Below are 13,591 nucleotides of genomic sequence, written 5' to 3'. Positions count from 1 at the left end.
GACCGGGTGAAATCCCTGATCGACCTGCGTGAGCAGGTCGTGTCGTTCAAGGCGCAGCCGGTGATCACCGAGGACAACGTGGCCGCGCGACCATCCGCGCCGACATCTGCTCCCCCAGGAACGGCACCGCGCCGAGCAGCAGTTCGAGCTTGCTGTCGAAGTAGTACTGGACGAGCCGGACCGACACCCCCGCCTCGGCCGCGACCTCCCGCATCGTGGCCGCCTGGAGCCCGCGGGCGCCCGCGATCCGCAGCAGCGCCTCGGCGATCTCCCTGCGCCGCTGCTGATGATCGACCTTCTTCGGCACCGCGCACACCCTCCGTCCTGCGAAAACCCGCCCCGGCAAGGGTACGGCCGCTGTGCCCGCCGCCACGGGCGTCTCAGTCCCTCCCCCGGGGAATCGCGCACGGCAGGCGGGCCCGTTCGGCGCGGACTGGACGGGGCGCACGGGGTGGGCGGGAGGTGCGCGGGGTCGGGTACGGTCGGCGGCATGTCCGGGTCACGTTCGGGTCCGAAAGCACCGAAGCCGCCGCGCCTTCCGGGGAAACTCACCCCCGCCGTCCGCGACGACGCGGAGCTCGTCCATGACGTCAAGCGTCTGTCGCTCGACTATGCCGCGCTCGACCTGGTCACTCCCGAGGGCGACCCGGAGGACGTGACGTTCGAGCGCTGCCGGTTCACCGACACGCGCCTCGCGGGTCTCACCCTGCACCGCGCGGGCTTCGCGGACGTGGCGTTCCAGGGCTGCGACCTGGCGAACCTGCGGCTCTTCGACTCGCGGGTCTTCAACGCCTCCGTCACGACCTGCCGGATGACCGGCACGCAGTTCACCGAGGCGGGCCTGCGCGACGTCACGTTCGAGGGCTGCCGCGGCGACCTGGCCTCGTTCCGCTTCGCCGTGCTGCGGAACGTGGTGTTCCGCGACTGCAACCTCACCGAGGCGAACTTCCAGAACGCCGAGTTGCGCGACGTCCGGTTCGAGGACTGCGGGCTGGTCGCCGCGCAGTTCAGCCAGGCGTCCATGCGGGACGTCCGGTTCGACGGCTGCGACCTGTCCGGGCTCGGCGGCGTCGACGGCCTGGACGGCGCGACGGTGGGACCGTCCGACGCCCGCTCGCTGCTGCCGTCCTTCGCCACCGCGCTCGGCATCACGATCGACGACTGAGCCCGCCGGGCGCGATGACCGCCGGCCCTGGCGGGGCGCTCAGGCCGGGACGGTCGGAAACGGCGGCCTCCCGGACCACCAGCCGGCTCAGGCGGCGTCCCAGCTCCTCGTCGAGCGGGGCGTGGTCGAGCATGAGCCGGTACCAGAGGACGCCGTAGACGACGTCCATCAGCAGGTCGAGGTCGGCGTCCGGCGCGACCTCCCCGCGAGCCGCCGCGCGTTCGAGGATCGCGCCGAACACCCCGCGCCGGACGAGCAGGAACCGGTCCCGGAACTGCGTGGCGAACGCCGGGTCGAGCAGGGCCTGCGCCATCAGCCCGACCAGGGCGGGCCGCTGCCCGCGCTGGTGGAAGGTCGCGGCGAGGAAGGCGTCCAGGTCGGCCTGGAGCGACCCCTCGTCCGGGACGGCGACGACCTCCTCGGCCATCTCGGCCATGGCCTCCAGCGCGACCTCCGCCTTGGACGGCCACCACCGGTACACCGTCTGCTTGCCCACCCCGGCGCGTGCCGCGATGCCCTGCATGGTCAGCGCGGCGTACCCGCGCTCCTGGAGCTCGCCCATCGCCGCGTCGAGGATCGCCCGCCGGGCCGCCTCGCTGCGCGGACGGCCGGGGCCGCGTTGTCCGGTCATGCCGCCCACTTTACAAGACGCCGTGTCTCGGATTAATATCGAGACGCAACGTCTAGAAAAGGGAGTGCGCAGATGCGCGTCGTCATCATGGGTGGCACCTCCGGCATCGGCCGCGCGGCGGCCGAACGGCTCGCGGCGCGGGGCGCGGAGGTCATCGTCACCGGGCGGGACCCGGAGCGGCTCGCCGAGCTCAAGGCGACGGTGTCCGCCGCCGAGCAGGTGGACGGCACCGACGAGGCCCAGGTCCGCGAGTTCTTCGAGCGGACCGGCGAGTTCGACCACCTCGTCCTCGCGTTCAGCCCCGGCGGGCTCGCGGTGGGACCGGTCGCCGAGGTCGGCGCCGACGCCGTCCGGCGGATGTTCGAGGGCAAGCTGTTCGCCTACCTGTCGGTGATCAGGCTGGCGGCGGGCCGGGTCAAGGGTTCGATCACCGTGCTGTCCGCCGCGTCGGCGCGCGCGGCGAACCCGGGCACGGCGGTGCTGGCGGCGGTGAACGGCGCGATCGAGCGGATGGTGCCGCCGCTCGCCGCCGAGCTGTCCCCGGTCCGGGTGAACGCCGTCGCGCCCGGCCTGATCGACACCCCGTGGTGGTCGTTCATCGCCGAGGACGAGCGCTCCGCCACGTTCGGCAGGTTCACCGCCGCGCTGCCGGTGCCCCGCGCCGGCCAGGCCGACGAGGTCGCGGACGCGATCGCCTACCTGGTGTCCGCCGATTACGTCACCGGAACGATCCTCCCGGTGGACGGCGGCGCCACCATCTCCTGACCCCCCGCCCGGCCCCGGCCCGCACCCGCCAGCCGGGGCCGGGGCCGGACGTCAGGACCAGCGTTCGCGGCGGACGAGGTGGTCGATCGGCTTCCGCCGCGAGCGGAGTCCGGCGCGGTGCGCGGAGTCGCCGTCCGGAGGCTCGGCCGGATACCCGAGGGTCATGACACCGACGATCGCGGCGTCCCCGGGCAGACCGAGCAGGTCCTTCAGCTCGTCCGTCCGGTGGACGATCGCGAACCCGGCCGCGAGGCCCGCGTCGATGGCGGCGAGCTGGAAGAGCATCATCAGCGCACCAGCGTCCACCCACCAGTAGGGCGTGGGCCAGGACATCTCCTCGCCCTCGTCGTTCACCTTGTCGGGTCGCTGGTAACGCTCGTGATAGGCGTCCTCGCTGACGGCGAGCACGAGCAGCACGGGCGCGACCGACAGCCACGGCCCGATCCCGCGCTCCACGTACCGCTCCTCGCCGGCGAGGAGCGCGACGCGGGCGCGGGTCTCGGGGTCGGTGACGGCGACGACCCGGTGGCCCTGGCTGAATCCCGCACTGGGCGCGCGCCGGACGACGCGAAGGACACCGTCCAGCACGTCCTCGGGCACGGGATCGGCCCGGTACGCCCGCACCATCCGGCGGCGGGAGAGCACATCGCGGAACTCCATCAGTTCTCCTTCCCCGCCCGGGACGAGCGGGCGGCGGTACAGAGGGATATCCGATGTCTTTGGACTTCACGGGTGATAATTCGGTGGCCTCAGCGCTGTCCCGTCCGTACCGTTCGGCCACGTGTTGATCCACGATGTGCAGAAGTTCCTGCGGAGCGTCCCCGCCGACCAGCGGTTCCGGGTCGGGCCGTTCACCGCCAAGATCGACCCGGACGACGCGGACTGGCCGTTCAACTTCGCCGTCCCCGACGACGACGCGGACCCGACGGCGGACGAGATCGAGGCGCTGGTCGCCGTGTTCCGGGAACGGTCCCGCATCCCGCGCCTGGAGTACATCCCGCGCGCCGCGCCCAAGGTCGAGGCCTCTCTGCTGGCCGCCGGATTCACCCCCGAAGGCCGCTATCCGCTGCTGGTCTGCCCGCCGTCCGAGGTCGTGGACGCGCCCATGGACCCCGGGATCCGGGTCGAACCCGTCCCGGCGTCCGCGACCGACGACCTGTGGGCCGTCGCCCGCGTCACGAACGCCGCCTTCGACGTCCCCCCGCCCGCCGACCACGACCTCGCCCGGCTGCTCCGGCTCCTCGAAGGCGACGGCATGGTCGCGGCGGCCCGCGACAACGCGTCCGGCGAGATCGTGGGCGCCGGGCTGCTCCTCGCCCCGAGCGACGGCGTGGCCGAGATCGCGGGCATCGCCACGGCCCCGTCCCATCGCCGACGCGGCATCGGCGGCGCGATCACCGCCGCCCTCACCCGCGCGGGCGCACGAGCCGGACTCACCACACTCTTCCTCACCCCGGCGAACGACCAGGCCGCCAGCGTCTACGCCCGAGTCGGCTACCGCAAAGAAGGCGAAGCCCTCTTCATCTCCCTCCACCCCTGACGCCCACACCAGCCACTCCCGCGCCCCGCGCACACACGCCGCCTCGCCTCTTCGCGGACACGCGTTAGCGCGCGCGAGGCGGGACGTGGGGCTTGCTCATGCGCGTGCCCGCTTGGGTGGGCGCGCTTGGGTGGGCGGCCGCCTGGAGGCGGGGCGCTGAACCGGGCATGAGGCGTGGCCACGGCTCGGGAGGGGCCGGCGGCCTCTCTTTCGCCTCGGGCCGAAAGAGAGGCCGCCGTGTTATGTGTTCACTCGCGTGCGTTAGTGCGCGGGGTTTTCGACGCCGACGTGTTCGTGCTTGTGGGAGGGGCGGTCAATCTCGTCGAGCACCGCGATGGCGAAGTCGGGCAGCGAGATGCGGCTGGTGGCGGAGCCGGGCGCGACGCGGTACTCGCCCGTCCGGGCGGCCTCGTGGTCGAAGTCACCGGACGGGCTGAGGATCAGCCAGTCGAGTTCGTCCCCGCCCTCCCGGAGCACGGTCACGCCCGCGAGATGCCCTTCGGAGAACGGCCGGAACTCTGCCGGGAAATCGGGCAGATCCATCCACGCGGGACCGCCGTCCGCGTCCAGGTAACTCCCCAAACCGATCGCGATGACGCGCGGAGCCTTGGAGGCGAGCAGGGCGTGAACTGGTCGACGCCCACGAAGCCGCCCACCAGGCGTCCCAGCGCCTCTCCGCCTCCTGACCCGCCTCACGCCCCGCACCTCCACGCACGCCCACACACGGCACCTCCGCACGCGCCCACACTCCGCGCCTCCGCGCACGTCCCAAGTTCTCGGCCAGGGCGCGGCCGCCGCGACGCGCCGCGTGTTGGCCAGCTAGGTGACCGGCCCAGGCGAACGCAGCATCGCTTCGCGATCCAACCAGTGCCGCTTGCCTCCGACTTTGTCGCAGCGGACAGTCAAGCGTTCGCGCGTGGGGCGGAAGCAAGTTCGAGACGGACGCTTAGGGCCTGGCTTGAAGCGGCCTCAGCCACGCACGCGAACGCGTGACCTGCCCGGTGGAGCGAAGCCGAAGGCGAGCGGAACCGGGCAGATCGCGAAGCGATGCCGCGTTCGCCCAGGCACGGTCACGTAGCGAGCCGCCAGGCGAGCGAAGTGGGCCGAGACTCTAAATGGACGGAGCGGGGAGGGGGTGTGTTGCGCCCCAGTCCCAGAGGGCTTGGAGGACGGGGCCCAGGTCGCGGCCCTGGGGGGTGAGGTCGTAGTGGGTGGTGGGCGGCCAGCCGCCGACGCGGCGGCGGGTCAGCACGCCGACGCTGGAGAGGTGGGCCAGCCGGTCGGAGAGCACCTTGTCCGAGAGAGCGGGGAGGGCCCGGCGCAGTTCGGTGTAGGTGCGTTCGCCGTGCAGGAGTTCGCGGATCACGAGGGTCGTCCAGCGTCCGCGCAGGGCGGCGAGGGTGACCTCCACCGGGCAGGCCGGGATCGGCTCGGTCACGTGAGCGCGCGGGTCGTCCGGCAGGCCCGGGCGGGCCGCGTCACCAACCGTTTGGTGAGCCACGAGAGCGCCTCCTAACGTCCGTTCCGATGCAGTTTCCCAGGCAGAAGGTGGTGCATGAGGATGCGGAGTCTCGCCGTGCGGCCCGAGGACGTGCCGATGGTGTTCGCCGAACGCTTCAACAGCGGCGACCTGGAGGCGGTGGCGGAGGTGTACGAGGACGGCGCGGTGTTCGTCCCCGGGCCGGGTACCGCGCTGACCGGCGACCAGGCCCTCGCGGCGAACGCCGAGTTCGTCGGGCTGGGCCTCCCGATCACCGTCCGGCCCCGGCACGTCTACGCCACGGACGACCTCGCGCTGCTCATCGTGGACTGGTCGATCGACGGCACTGATCCCGACGGGGAGGCCGTGCACATCGAGGGCACCGCCACCGACGTCGCCCGGCGCGGGCCGGACGGCCACTGGCGCTACGTCATCGACAACCCCTTCGGCACGGCCGTGCAGGAGGCCACCACGCATACGCCGGCCTAGGACTGTCTCGAAGTGACCTCAGCCACGCGCGCGAACGCGTGACCTGCACGGTGGAGCGAAGCCGAAGGCGAGCGCAACCGGGCAGATCGCGAAGCGATGCCGCGTTCGCCCAGGCACGGTCACGAAGCGAGCCGCCAGGCGAGCGAAGTGGGCCGGGACTTTTAAATACAGCTACCAGGTGGCGGCGCCTTTGAAGGAGGTGGGGGTCGGGGTGTAGGCGAGGGCCTGGCGGGCGGCGGTGGTGTCGTAGGTGCGGTCCTGGGCCAGGTGGCTGATGGCGTAGCGGGTCAGGTGGGGTGGGCGTGGGCTCCGGGCCAGCAGGAAGGCGCCTTCGGCGGCTGCGGCCATGGCCCGGACCGGACGGTGCGGAAGGTAGACGGGACGGGCGCGGACGCCTCGTTCGGCGAGGAGGGCGCGGAGCGCGGTGTCGAGGAGGACGGGTTCGGCGTCGGCGATGTTGTAGACGCCGGGCGGGCCGGTCAGGGCTCGGCGGCAGGCGTGGACGAGGTTGTCGATCGCGGTGAGGCTGATCCGCTGGCGTCCGGTGCCGACCGCGGGAAGGACGGGTCCCCGGACGGCCGACAGGACGCGCGGCAGGAGGGTCGTGTCGCCGGGGCCGTAGACGGCGTGCGGACGCAGGATCACGGCGTCCGGACGGCGCAGGACGAGCCGTTCGGCCGCGGCCTTGGACGCGCCGTAAGCGTTGAGGTGCCGGACGGCCGGTCCCTCGGACTCGGTGGTCAGCACGTGCGGGATGTGGGGGTCGTAGACGCTGGCCGTGCTGACGTGGACGAACCGGGCGTCCGGCCAGGTGGCGAGGGCGTTCCGGGTGCCGAGCAGGTTGACGGCGAAGAGGCCGGCAGCGGGCCCCCAGTCGGTGACGCTGCCCGCGCAGTGGATCACGGCGTCCACGGCGGGCGGGGTGCGGAGGGGGCCGTGGGTGAGGTCCCAGAAGCGGTACCCCGGGCGGCGTCCGAAGCCGAGGACGTCGTGGTCGGCGGCCAGCGCGCGGGCGACGGCCCCGCCGACGAAGCCGGACGCCCCGGTGACGGCGATCCTCATCGGACGGCCTCCCGCAGCAGGTCGCGGTCCAGTTTGCGGGTCCGGCCGGAGCGCGGGAGCGAGGGGAGGACGACGATCCGGTCGGGCAGGGCGTCGTGGTCGATGAGCTGCGGCAGCCTGCGGCGCAGCTCGTCGGGGGTGGTCGTCCCGGCGACCGCGAGGACGACCTTCTCGTCGCCGGTCTCGGCGTCGGGGACGCCGACGATGGCCGCCTCGTCCACGCCGTCCAGCGTGCTGATCGCGGGTTCGTACAAACCCGGGTACAAGTTGAACTTGCCGCGAATGAGCATGTCCTTCTTGCGGCCGATGAGTACCAGCCGGTCACTTTCCCTGCGGACGAGGTCGCCCGTGGGGAGTTCGGTGAGCGGCGGATCGCCGAGGTAGCCGCGGCACAGGTTCGGGCCGGAGAGCCAGAGTTCGCCGTCCGGCGCTACGCGCGTGCGCACGAGGGGCTCGCCGAGGTAGTCGCCGTCCCCCACGTGGGCGAGTTTCTCTTCGGCGGAGGCCATGGCGACGGGCAGGATCTCGGTCATCGCGTAGACGGAGAGCACCTGGGCGTGCGGTGCGGCCTCGATCGCCCGCCGCAGCACACCGGCCGGGGCAGGCGCGGCCCCCAGCAGGACGTGGCGCAGCGTCCGGGGCAGCGACGGCTCGACGTCCAGGATCTCCGCCAGGTGCACAGGGACGCAGAACGTGTGCGTCGCGCCGCGTTCGCGGAGTTGCAGTGCGAACCGCCTCGGCGACGCGAACAGCGGCGGCATGGACCAGCGCGCACCGGAGATCAGCGTCGGAAGCCCGAGCATCAGCTGGTCGGTGTGGACGACGTCGCCGGGCCCGAGCGGCAGCCGCTCGCGGAACAGGTCGAGGGCGGCGGCGAGCGACGCCTGGGTGTGGACGACCGCGCGCGGCTTCGCCGTCGTCCCGGAAGTGAAGATCACCGCCGCTGGCGCGTCCGGGTCCGCCTCCACGTCATCGTCCGGAGCCTCCGCCATGAGAGTGCTCAGACTCAGGGCTCCGCTGGGGACGCCGGGGAGGCGGGGGCCGGTGTAGATGTGCCGGAGCGGGAGGTCCGCGAGGTGCGGCAGGAGGAGGCCGCGGCGGCGGGCCAGCGCGCGGACGGGACGCAGGCGGCTCGCCGCGTACAGCACCGATTCGGCCGCCGACCAGCGCGGGGACGCCAACCGCAGGCGGGCCGCGAACATCTCCGGCCCGGCTCCCGGGTCGGCGAACACGACCACTCCCCCGGCGGCGACGACGCCGAGTGCGAGCACGAGGCTGTCCGGAGACGGGCGCACCGAGAAGAGGACACCGTCCCCGGCCCGCATGCCATGGGCCCGCAGCCCGTTCCGGACGGCCAGAACGCGCGTGCGCAGCTCGCCGTAGGTCAGTTCCGCCCCGTCCCCCGCGACGAGCGCGACCGCGGACGGGGTGCGCGCGGCCTGGTCCAGGAGCCGTCGGATCAGCGTCATCGGGCGTTCTCCTCCCCACCGCGCCGGACGCGGAGGTGGCGGTATGTCGGGATCAGGACGCCCCGGGCGGCCTGGCGGTGCGTGATCGTCAGGGGGCCGCCCGCGAGCAGCGTCCGGGTGACGGCCCGGATCTCGGCCATGGCCAGCGGGTAGCCGAGGCAGAAGTGCGGCCCGGCCCCGAACCAGAGTCGCCGCAGCTCGGGCGGCACGGGACGGGACGGGTCGAACGGCCCGTGGGCGCGGCAGCAGTTGTGCGTCGCGATCAGGACGCGGTCGCCGGGGCGCACCGGAACGTCCGCGATCCGGGTTTCGGCGTGGACGCTGCGCAGCATCACCGGCGTCGGCGTGGTCACCCGCATGGCCTCGTCGATCGCGCGATCCAGATCGCCGGGCGCGAGCGCGCCCCCGGGGGCCGGTGTGAGGGTCGTGCCGGTGTCGTGGAGGAGGGCGATGAGGCGGGGGACGAGCGTCGCGACGGTTTCGGTGCCGGTGAGGAAGAAGGCCCCCGCCGCGCCGCGCGCCTCGTCCTCCGAGAGGCCCAGAGTCCGCATGCGTCCCATCACGGTCGTGGACGAACCCTCCGCGTACGCCTTCGCCGCGATGTCGCCCAGGGGATCGAGGACGGCTCGTGCGCGCGCGATCTGCGAGGGCGACAGGCGGCGCGTGCGGAGCGACACCATCGCGACGATCCGCTCGCCCGCTTCGAACAGGGAGCGGTAGTCGTCCTCGGACGCCGTCTCCAGCCCGATGACCCGGCTGATCACCGCGCCCGCCATCACGCGCATCATGGCGACGAGGTCGATCTCCTCGCCGCGGTCCAGCCGTGCCGACACCTCCCGCAGGGGGACGGTCAGGACGTCGTCCACCAGCGCCTCGGCGTAGCCGGGGGTGAACAGGGCGGCGAGGCGGCGGCGCAGCGAGCGGTGCGCCTCGCCCTCCATGTTGAGCAGCACGGACGGGCCGAGGACCGGCGTCCACAGGTCGCCCGGCGAGCCGGGGCCGTCCTTGCGGAACGTCTCGCCGTCCATCAGGACGGTCCGCGCGCAGGACGCGTCGTTCACCACGACCCCGAGGCCCGGCACCCGCACGACCGGCCCGAGCCGGGCCAGGCCGCGCAGCAGCGGGTACGCGACCGGATGCGCGGCCGTGTACAGCCGCGTCTCCCAGTTCATGCCGTCCTCCCTTCAGCGGATGTCGACCACCGGCGGCCGGTAGCGGTGGTCGGCGTACCAGCCGAGGGTGCGGATCAGGCCGAAGGCGCGCAGCCGCCGGACCGAGCCGTACACGACGACGTCCGGGCGCAGTCCGTAGCGGTCGGTCAGGTAGCGGACGCGGTTGACCAGCGCCCGGTCCTCGTGGACGTCCTCGATGCGGGTGCGCGGGAAGCCGCCGGAGCGCAGGTACAGGTCCGCGCCGATGGCGACGTTGCAGCCGGGCATCATCACGTAGGGGCCGAGGTAGAGCGGGTCCTGGTTGCCGGGGCGGAAGCGGCCGAACATCGCCGCGACGCCGACCACCGACGGCAGCAGCCACCGCTCCCACGCCCGCAGCGGGAACTCGTCGGTGCGCGGGCGCAGCGGCCCGCTGACCATGTCGAGCCCGTCGTCGAAGGCGCGTTTCACCGCCGCGACCCAGCCGCGTGCGGGGAGGCAGTCGGCGTCGGTGCGGGCGACGTGCGTGGCCCCGGCGGAGATCGCGTGCCGGACGCCGGTGTCGGCGGCGGCCCCGGTCCCCTTCACCGGCTCGTGGACGATCCGGATCTCGGGCTTGGGATGCGTCGCGGCGAACTCCCGGACGACGCCGGCCGTCCCGTCCGTGCTCGCGTTGTCGACGACGACCACGGTGAAGCCGGGGTCGGTCTGCTCGGCGAGCCGGCGTAGCGTCGCGCCGATCGAGCGCTCCTCGTTGTAGGCGGGGACGACGACCCAGAGGTCCATCACAGCTCCATGAAGATCACGCCGAGGCTGACGCCGCCCGCCAGTCCGATCATCGCCACCCGGTCGCCGGGGCCGCAGCGGCCGGCCTCCCACGCGGCGGCGAGCTGCGCGGGCAGCGTCGCGGACGCCATGTTCCCGTGCTCCGGGAGCGTCAGGACGAGCCGGTCCAGCGGGATGCCGAGCGCCGACCGCAGCGCCTCCAGGTACGGCAGCGTCACCTGGTGGACGGCCACGACGGCGAAGGCGTCCCAGGTCAGGCCGTTCTTTTCGAGCGCGGACAGGAAGATCTCGGGTCCGGCGGCGAGGAACGCCTCCTTCAGCCGCCGTCCGTCGCCGCTGAAGTACGTCGCGTCGGGGTCGCGCGGACGCATCGACCCTCCGCCCGGCAGCGTCCCGATCCGCCACGCCGAGGACACGGCGGCGAAGTCGCGGTGGAAGATGCCCCGGCCGTCCGCGTCGGCCTCGACGAGGACGGCCGCGCCCGCGTCCGACAGGGTGTAACCGGCGAACGCGTCCGCGAACTGGGCGCGGTCGCGCACCCGCCACCGGACGGCCCGCGACGGGGCCTCGCCGGTGCAGACCAGCACCCGCTCGGCCTGGCCGGTCCGGATCAGCGCGTCCGCCGTCTGGAGCCCGTTGAGGAAGCTGTTGCAGGCGTTCTTGACGTCGAAGACCGGGCAGGACGCGCCGAGCTTGTCCGCGACGATGTGCGCGGTCGCGGGCTCGACCAGGTCCTGCGACGCCGACCCGAAGACCAGCAGGTCCAGGCTCGCCGGGTCGGTCCCGAGCCGCCGGACGGCCTCGACCGCCAGGTCCGACGCCTGCTGGTCGGGCCGCATCACGTGCCGGGCGCGGATTCCGGTCATGCGTTCCACGATGGTCGGGTGCGGCCGGTAGCCCTCGATCCGCGCCTCGACCTCGGCGCTGGTCAGCACGGTCTCGGGCAGGTACGCGGCCGCGCCTGCGATGCGTGCTCTCATCACGGTCGTCCCCCGGTGTCGGTCCTGTTCTCTTCCCCTCAGCGTCGTCCTCGCGCGGGGCCGCCCGCCAGGGGCCGGGTACGGAAACCGGCTGCGCATGGCACTCATCCCGGCCTGAGTACCCGCACTCATGGGGAGGGCCCTAGGCGAGGAGGTCCACGGAGATCCCGTCCTTCAGGACGGAGGCGTCGAGCAGCCATGCCCAGGCGGGCCGCCAAGGCTCGGCGCGCGAGGCCAGCTCACCTTCGAGCGCCTTCGGCCAAGCCCAGGTGTGCGGGATCGTCGGACGCCACCATTCGGGCATCGAGTCGTAGGCGCGCGAGGCGTCCCCCTCGGCCGTGACGCGGATGTAGAGCCAGGCCCCCGATTCGGGGTCGGCCTCGTGCGCGCGCAAGGCCGCGAGCAGTTCCGCCAGGTCGGTCTTGACGAAGGGGCCCTGCGGCTCCCGGAACGGCGGATGCCAGTCGCCCACATACCCGGCGACGATCTCGTCCTGGCCGTGCGTGCGCAGCCACTCCACGACCCGGCCCAGCGCCTCGCCATCCGCCGGGACGGCCCGGGGTCGCTCGCGGGCGCGCCTCATCGCGAGGCCGACGATGGTCGCGTGGTTCTCCTCCAGGCCATCCCAGGGCACCTTCCGGTCCGCCGGAGCACCCGTCCCGGCTGGGACCTCCGGGCGGACGGACCCGCGCGTCAGCCCGGCACGCCCGGCCACCGCGACGTCGAACCCCTCGATCCCGGCCGCGTCCGCGCCAGTCGGCAGTTCGCCTCGGCGGGCTGCGGCGAGCAGTTCGGGGGCGGCGTCGCCCAGTGCTTCGCGGACCCGCTCGTCGTCGTCCGGGACGGTGAGCGCGGCTCCGTCCTCGCAGGTGTAGGACGTCCGGGCCCAGTCCTCGCCGTCCCACCAGTACACGAACCCGACCGGCCAGTCGCCGTGGAGGCGGGCGTCCACGCGCTCCCAGGGCAGCCAGTCGGGCGCGTCCGCGAGGAGGTCCAGCGGTGGCGCCTGTGTGAACGTGTCGCTGTAGTCGTTGTCGAAGCCGAGGAGCACCGCGCGGCCGCCCTCGACCCAGAACAGCCGCCACCAGCCGTTCCCGATGTCCTCGGAGCACACGCCCTCTCCGTCCAGGGCGAACCCGTTTCCGCACGCGGCGAGAAGGGCTCCGTGGGCCCACAGCGCGTCCGGCGGCCGCAACGGCATGATCGTTCTCCCTCGGGGGTGCGGGCGGCACGCGTTCTCGGGTGAGCGCGGACGGCCCGGGTCAGGTGCCGGTGACCTGGCGGCAACCGCCGTCGAAGACCGGCGGCTTGGACATGTCGTACGGGTCCTCGGTGCGGGCCGTGCTGTCGCCGCCGCCCGGGTCGCCCGGGAAGGTCGGATGGATCCAGCCGTCCTGGGTCGAGCACGGCGCGGGCGCGGCGACGCGTCCGACGCGGCTCATCCAGACGCTCACCTCGCCGTTCTCACGCGTCACCGTGAACGTCACCGCGCGCCGCACGATCACGCGCTGCACGGCGTCCGGACGCTTCGGCGGGTGGACGGCGTAGACGAAGTTGTGGTCGGTCTTCACGGTCATCCCGTCCTTCGACGGGGACGGGACGACCGTGCCGCGGACCTTCACGACGGGAGTCGCGGCGACGGCGGAGCCGGGGGCGAACGCGTTCATCCAGACCCGCCGCGAGGCCAGCCCCTTGGCCTGCCCGGGGTCGAGCGCGGCGGCAAGGGGCTTGGTGTCGCCGAGGTACACGGTTCCGGTGTCGAGGTCGGCGGCGACGAGGATGCGCTTGATCCGTGCATAGGCGGCCTCGACGTCCGTCCTGGTCAGGTCGGACGTCGCCGTGGCGGGAGGCATCTCGATCCCGGCCTCGCCGTCCGGGTAGGCGGCGGCCGGGCTGCCGGCGAACGGGTCGGACGGCCCGGACGGCGCGGACGTGGGGTTCTGCACCCGGAACGTCACCGAGGACGAGCCGGGCGAGCCGTCGCGGCCGGCCCACCACATCCCGGTCGCCGCCGCGCCGAGCACGAGCACGACGCCCCCGACCAGCCCGGACGCCTTGAGGTAGCTCATCGCC

Annotated in this window: 16 protein-coding genes; 4 read left to right on the top strand and 12 right to left on the bottom strand. The window is 73.3% G+C overall.

Translation table 11 applies throughout. The annotated features are described in order from the left end of the window. Nucleotides 1-64 precede the first annotated feature (64 nt). Nucleotides 65-307: a TetR/AcrR family transcriptional regulator gene (locus tag AB0J52_RS10155; protein WP_500181240.1), complete on the bottom strand. Its 243-nt coding sequence runs from the start codon at nt 305-307 to the stop codon at nt 65-67. A gap of 183 nt (nt 308-490) precedes the next feature. Here AB0J52_RS10155 and AB0J52_RS10150 point away from each other — a divergent pair, with 183 nt between their 5' ends. Next, complete coding sequence (locus tag AB0J52_RS10150; RefSeq protein WP_500181239.1) at nt 491-1,165, top strand: pentapeptide repeat-containing protein; 675 nt, start codon at nt 491-493, stop codon at nt 1,163-1,165. Here AB0J52_RS10150 and AB0J52_RS10145 read toward each other — a convergent pair. Continuing rightward, complete coding sequence (locus tag AB0J52_RS10145; protein ID WP_500181238.1) at nt 1,149-1,796, bottom strand: TetR/AcrR family transcriptional regulator; 648 nt, start codon at nt 1,794-1,796, stop codon at nt 1,149-1,151. The two genes, AB0J52_RS10150 and AB0J52_RS10145, sit on opposite strands and share 17 nt — an antisense overlap. 72 nt (nt 1,797-1,868) lie before the next feature. Between AB0J52_RS10145 and AB0J52_RS10140 the strand changes: the two genes are divergently transcribed. Beyond that, nucleotides 1,869-2,561 (top strand): SDR family oxidoreductase, encoded by a 693-nt coding sequence (locus AB0J52_RS10140; RefSeq protein WP_500181237.1) that lies wholly within the window; start codon nt 1,869-1,871, stop codon nt 2,559-2,561. A gap of 51 nt (nt 2,562-2,612) precedes the next feature. On the opposite strand, the gene AB0J52_RS10135 is transcribed toward AB0J52_RS10140, so the two are convergent. After that, nucleotides 2,613-3,221: a nitroreductase family protein gene (locus tag AB0J52_RS10135; protein ID WP_500181236.1), complete on the bottom strand. Its 609-nt coding sequence runs from the start codon at nt 3,219-3,221 to the stop codon at nt 2,613-2,615. Nucleotides 3,222-3,342: 121 nt separating this feature from the next. Between AB0J52_RS10135 and AB0J52_RS10130 the strand changes: the two genes are divergently transcribed. Continuing rightward, nucleotides 3,343-4,101 carry a GNAT family N-acetyltransferase gene (locus AB0J52_RS10130; RefSeq protein ID WP_500181235.1) on the top strand — a complete coding sequence of 253 codons (759 nt, stop codon included), beginning with the start codon at nt 3,343-3,345 and terminating at the stop codon, nt 4,099-4,101. A 261-nt stretch (nt 4,102-4,362) separates the two neighbouring features. On the opposite strand, the gene AB0J52_RS10125 is transcribed toward AB0J52_RS10130, so the two are convergent. Together AB0J52_RS10125 and AB0J52_RS10120 are read right to left on the bottom strand one after the other, a co-directional pair. Then, nucleotides 4,363-4,644 carry an NAD(P)-dependent oxidoreductase gene (locus tag AB0J52_RS10125; protein ID WP_500181234.1) on the bottom strand — a complete coding sequence of 94 codons (282 nt, stop codon included), beginning with the start codon at nt 4,642-4,644 and terminating at the stop codon, nt 4,363-4,365. 568 nt (nt 4,645-5,212) lie between these two features. Further along, the gene (locus AB0J52_RS10120; protein ID WP_500181233.1) at nt 5,213-5,602 is read right to left on the bottom strand and encodes a winged helix-turn-helix transcriptional regulator; all 390 of its coding nucleotides are present in this window, start codon (nt 5,600-5,602) and stop codon (nt 5,213-5,215) included. 54 nt (nt 5,603-5,656) lie between these two features. On the opposite strand from AB0J52_RS10120, the gene AB0J52_RS10115 reads away from it, so the two are divergent. Further along, the gene (locus AB0J52_RS10115) at nt 5,657-6,070 is read left to right on the top strand and encodes a YybH family protein (protein ID WP_500181232.1); all 414 of its coding nucleotides are present in this window, start codon (nt 5,657-5,659) and stop codon (nt 6,068-6,070) included. A gap of 171 nt (nt 6,071-6,241) precedes the next feature. Here the strand turns inward: AB0J52_RS10115 and AB0J52_RS10110 are convergent, their stop codons facing one another. From AB0J52_RS10110 to AB0J52_RS10080, 7 genes are all read right to left on the bottom strand, one after another. Continuing rightward, a complete protein-coding gene (locus AB0J52_RS10110) occupies nt 6,242-7,132 on the bottom strand; it encodes an NAD-dependent epimerase/dehydratase family protein (protein ID WP_500181231.1) in 891 nt (296 codons plus the stop codon). Next, the gene (locus AB0J52_RS10105) at nt 7,129-8,601 is read right to left on the bottom strand and encodes a class I adenylate-forming enzyme family protein (RefSeq protein WP_500181230.1); all 1,473 of its coding nucleotides are present in this window, start codon (nt 8,599-8,601) and stop codon (nt 7,129-7,131) included. The genes AB0J52_RS10110 and AB0J52_RS10105 overlap by 4 nt, the downstream gene beginning before the upstream one ends. Continuing rightward, on the bottom strand, nt 8,598-9,773 hold the full coding sequence (locus AB0J52_RS10100) for a cytochrome P450 (RefSeq protein WP_500181229.1): 1,176 nt from the start codon (nt 9,771-9,773) through the stop codon (nt 8,598-8,600). The genes AB0J52_RS10105 and AB0J52_RS10100 overlap by 4 nt, the downstream gene beginning before the upstream one ends. A gap of 12 nt (nt 9,774-9,785) precedes the next feature. Next, nucleotides 9,786-10,538, bottom strand: coding sequence for a glycosyltransferase family 2 protein (locus AB0J52_RS10095; protein WP_500181228.1), 753 nt, complete (start codon nt 10,536-10,538; stop codon nt 9,786-9,788). Further along, complete coding sequence (locus tag AB0J52_RS10090) at nt 10,538-11,518, bottom strand: 3-oxoacyl-ACP synthase III family protein (RefSeq protein WP_500181227.1); 981 nt, start codon at nt 11,516-11,518, stop codon at nt 10,538-10,540. The genes AB0J52_RS10095 and AB0J52_RS10090 overlap by 1 nt, the downstream gene beginning before the upstream one ends. A gap of 142 nt (nt 11,519-11,660) precedes the next feature. After that, on the bottom strand, nt 11,661-12,719 hold the full coding sequence (locus tag AB0J52_RS10085; RefSeq protein ID WP_500181226.1) for a hypothetical protein: 1,059 nt from the start codon (nt 12,717-12,719) through the stop codon (nt 11,661-11,663). Between the two features lie 61 nt (nt 12,720-12,780). Then, a partial coding sequence (locus tag AB0J52_RS10080) for a hypothetical protein (RefSeq protein WP_500181225.1) occupies nt 12,781-13,591 on the bottom strand: 811 nt, incomplete at its 5' end.

The sequence above is a fragment of the Spirillospora sp. NPDC049652 genome, assembly GCF_040675125.1.
Taxonomy (GTDB): domain Bacteria; phylum Actinomycetota; class Actinomycetes; order Streptosporangiales; family Streptosporangiaceae; genus Spirillospora.
The sequence above is the reverse complement of the archived record's forward strand: the minus strand, read 5'-3'. Positions and strand labels throughout refer to the sequence as shown.

Coding starts and splice junctions, on each gene's coding strand:
- AB0J52_RS10110 (WP_500181231.1), bottom strand. CDS start 7,132: ATGAGGATCGCCGTCACCGGGGCGTCCGGCTTCGTCGGCGGGGCCGTC.
- AB0J52_RS10090 (WP_500181227.1), bottom strand. CDS start 11,518: ATGAGAGCACGCATCGCAGGCGCGGCCGCGTACCTGCCCGAGACCGTG.
- AB0J52_RS10095 (WP_500181228.1), bottom strand. CDS start 10,538: ATGGACCTCTGGGTCGTCGTCCCCGCCTACAACGAGGAGCGCTCGATC.
- AB0J52_RS10125 (WP_500181234.1), bottom strand. CDS start 4,644: ATGGATCTGCCCGATTTCCCGGCAGAGTTCCGGCCGTTCTCCGAAGGG.
- AB0J52_RS10150 (WP_500181239.1), top strand. CDS start 491: ATGTCCGGGTCACGTTCGGGTCCGAAAGCACCGAAGCCGCCGCGCCTT.
- AB0J52_RS10140 (WP_500181237.1), top strand. CDS start 1,869: ATGCGCGTCGTCATCATGGGTGGCACCTCCGGCATCGGCCGCGCGGCG.
- AB0J52_RS10100 (WP_500181229.1), bottom strand. CDS start 9,773: ATGAACTGGGAGACGCGGCTGTACACGGCCGCGCATCCGGTCGCGTAC.
- AB0J52_RS10135 (WP_500181236.1), bottom strand. CDS start 3,221: ATGGAGTTCCGCGATGTGCTCTCCCGCCGCCGGATGGTGCGGGCGTAC.
- AB0J52_RS10115 (WP_500181232.1), top strand. CDS start 5,657: ATGAGGATGCGGAGTCTCGCCGTGCGGCCCGAGGACGTGCCGATGGTG.
- AB0J52_RS10145 (WP_500181238.1), bottom strand. CDS start 1,796: ATGACCGGACAACGCGGCCCCGGCCGTCCGCGCAGCGAGGCGGCCCGG.
- AB0J52_RS10085 (WP_500181226.1), bottom strand. CDS start 12,719: ATGCCGTTGCGGCCGCCGGACGCGCTGTGGGCCCACGGAGCCCTTCTC.
- AB0J52_RS10105 (WP_500181230.1), bottom strand. CDS start 8,601: ATGACGCTGATCCGACGGCTCCTGGACCAGGCCGCGCGCACCCCGTCC.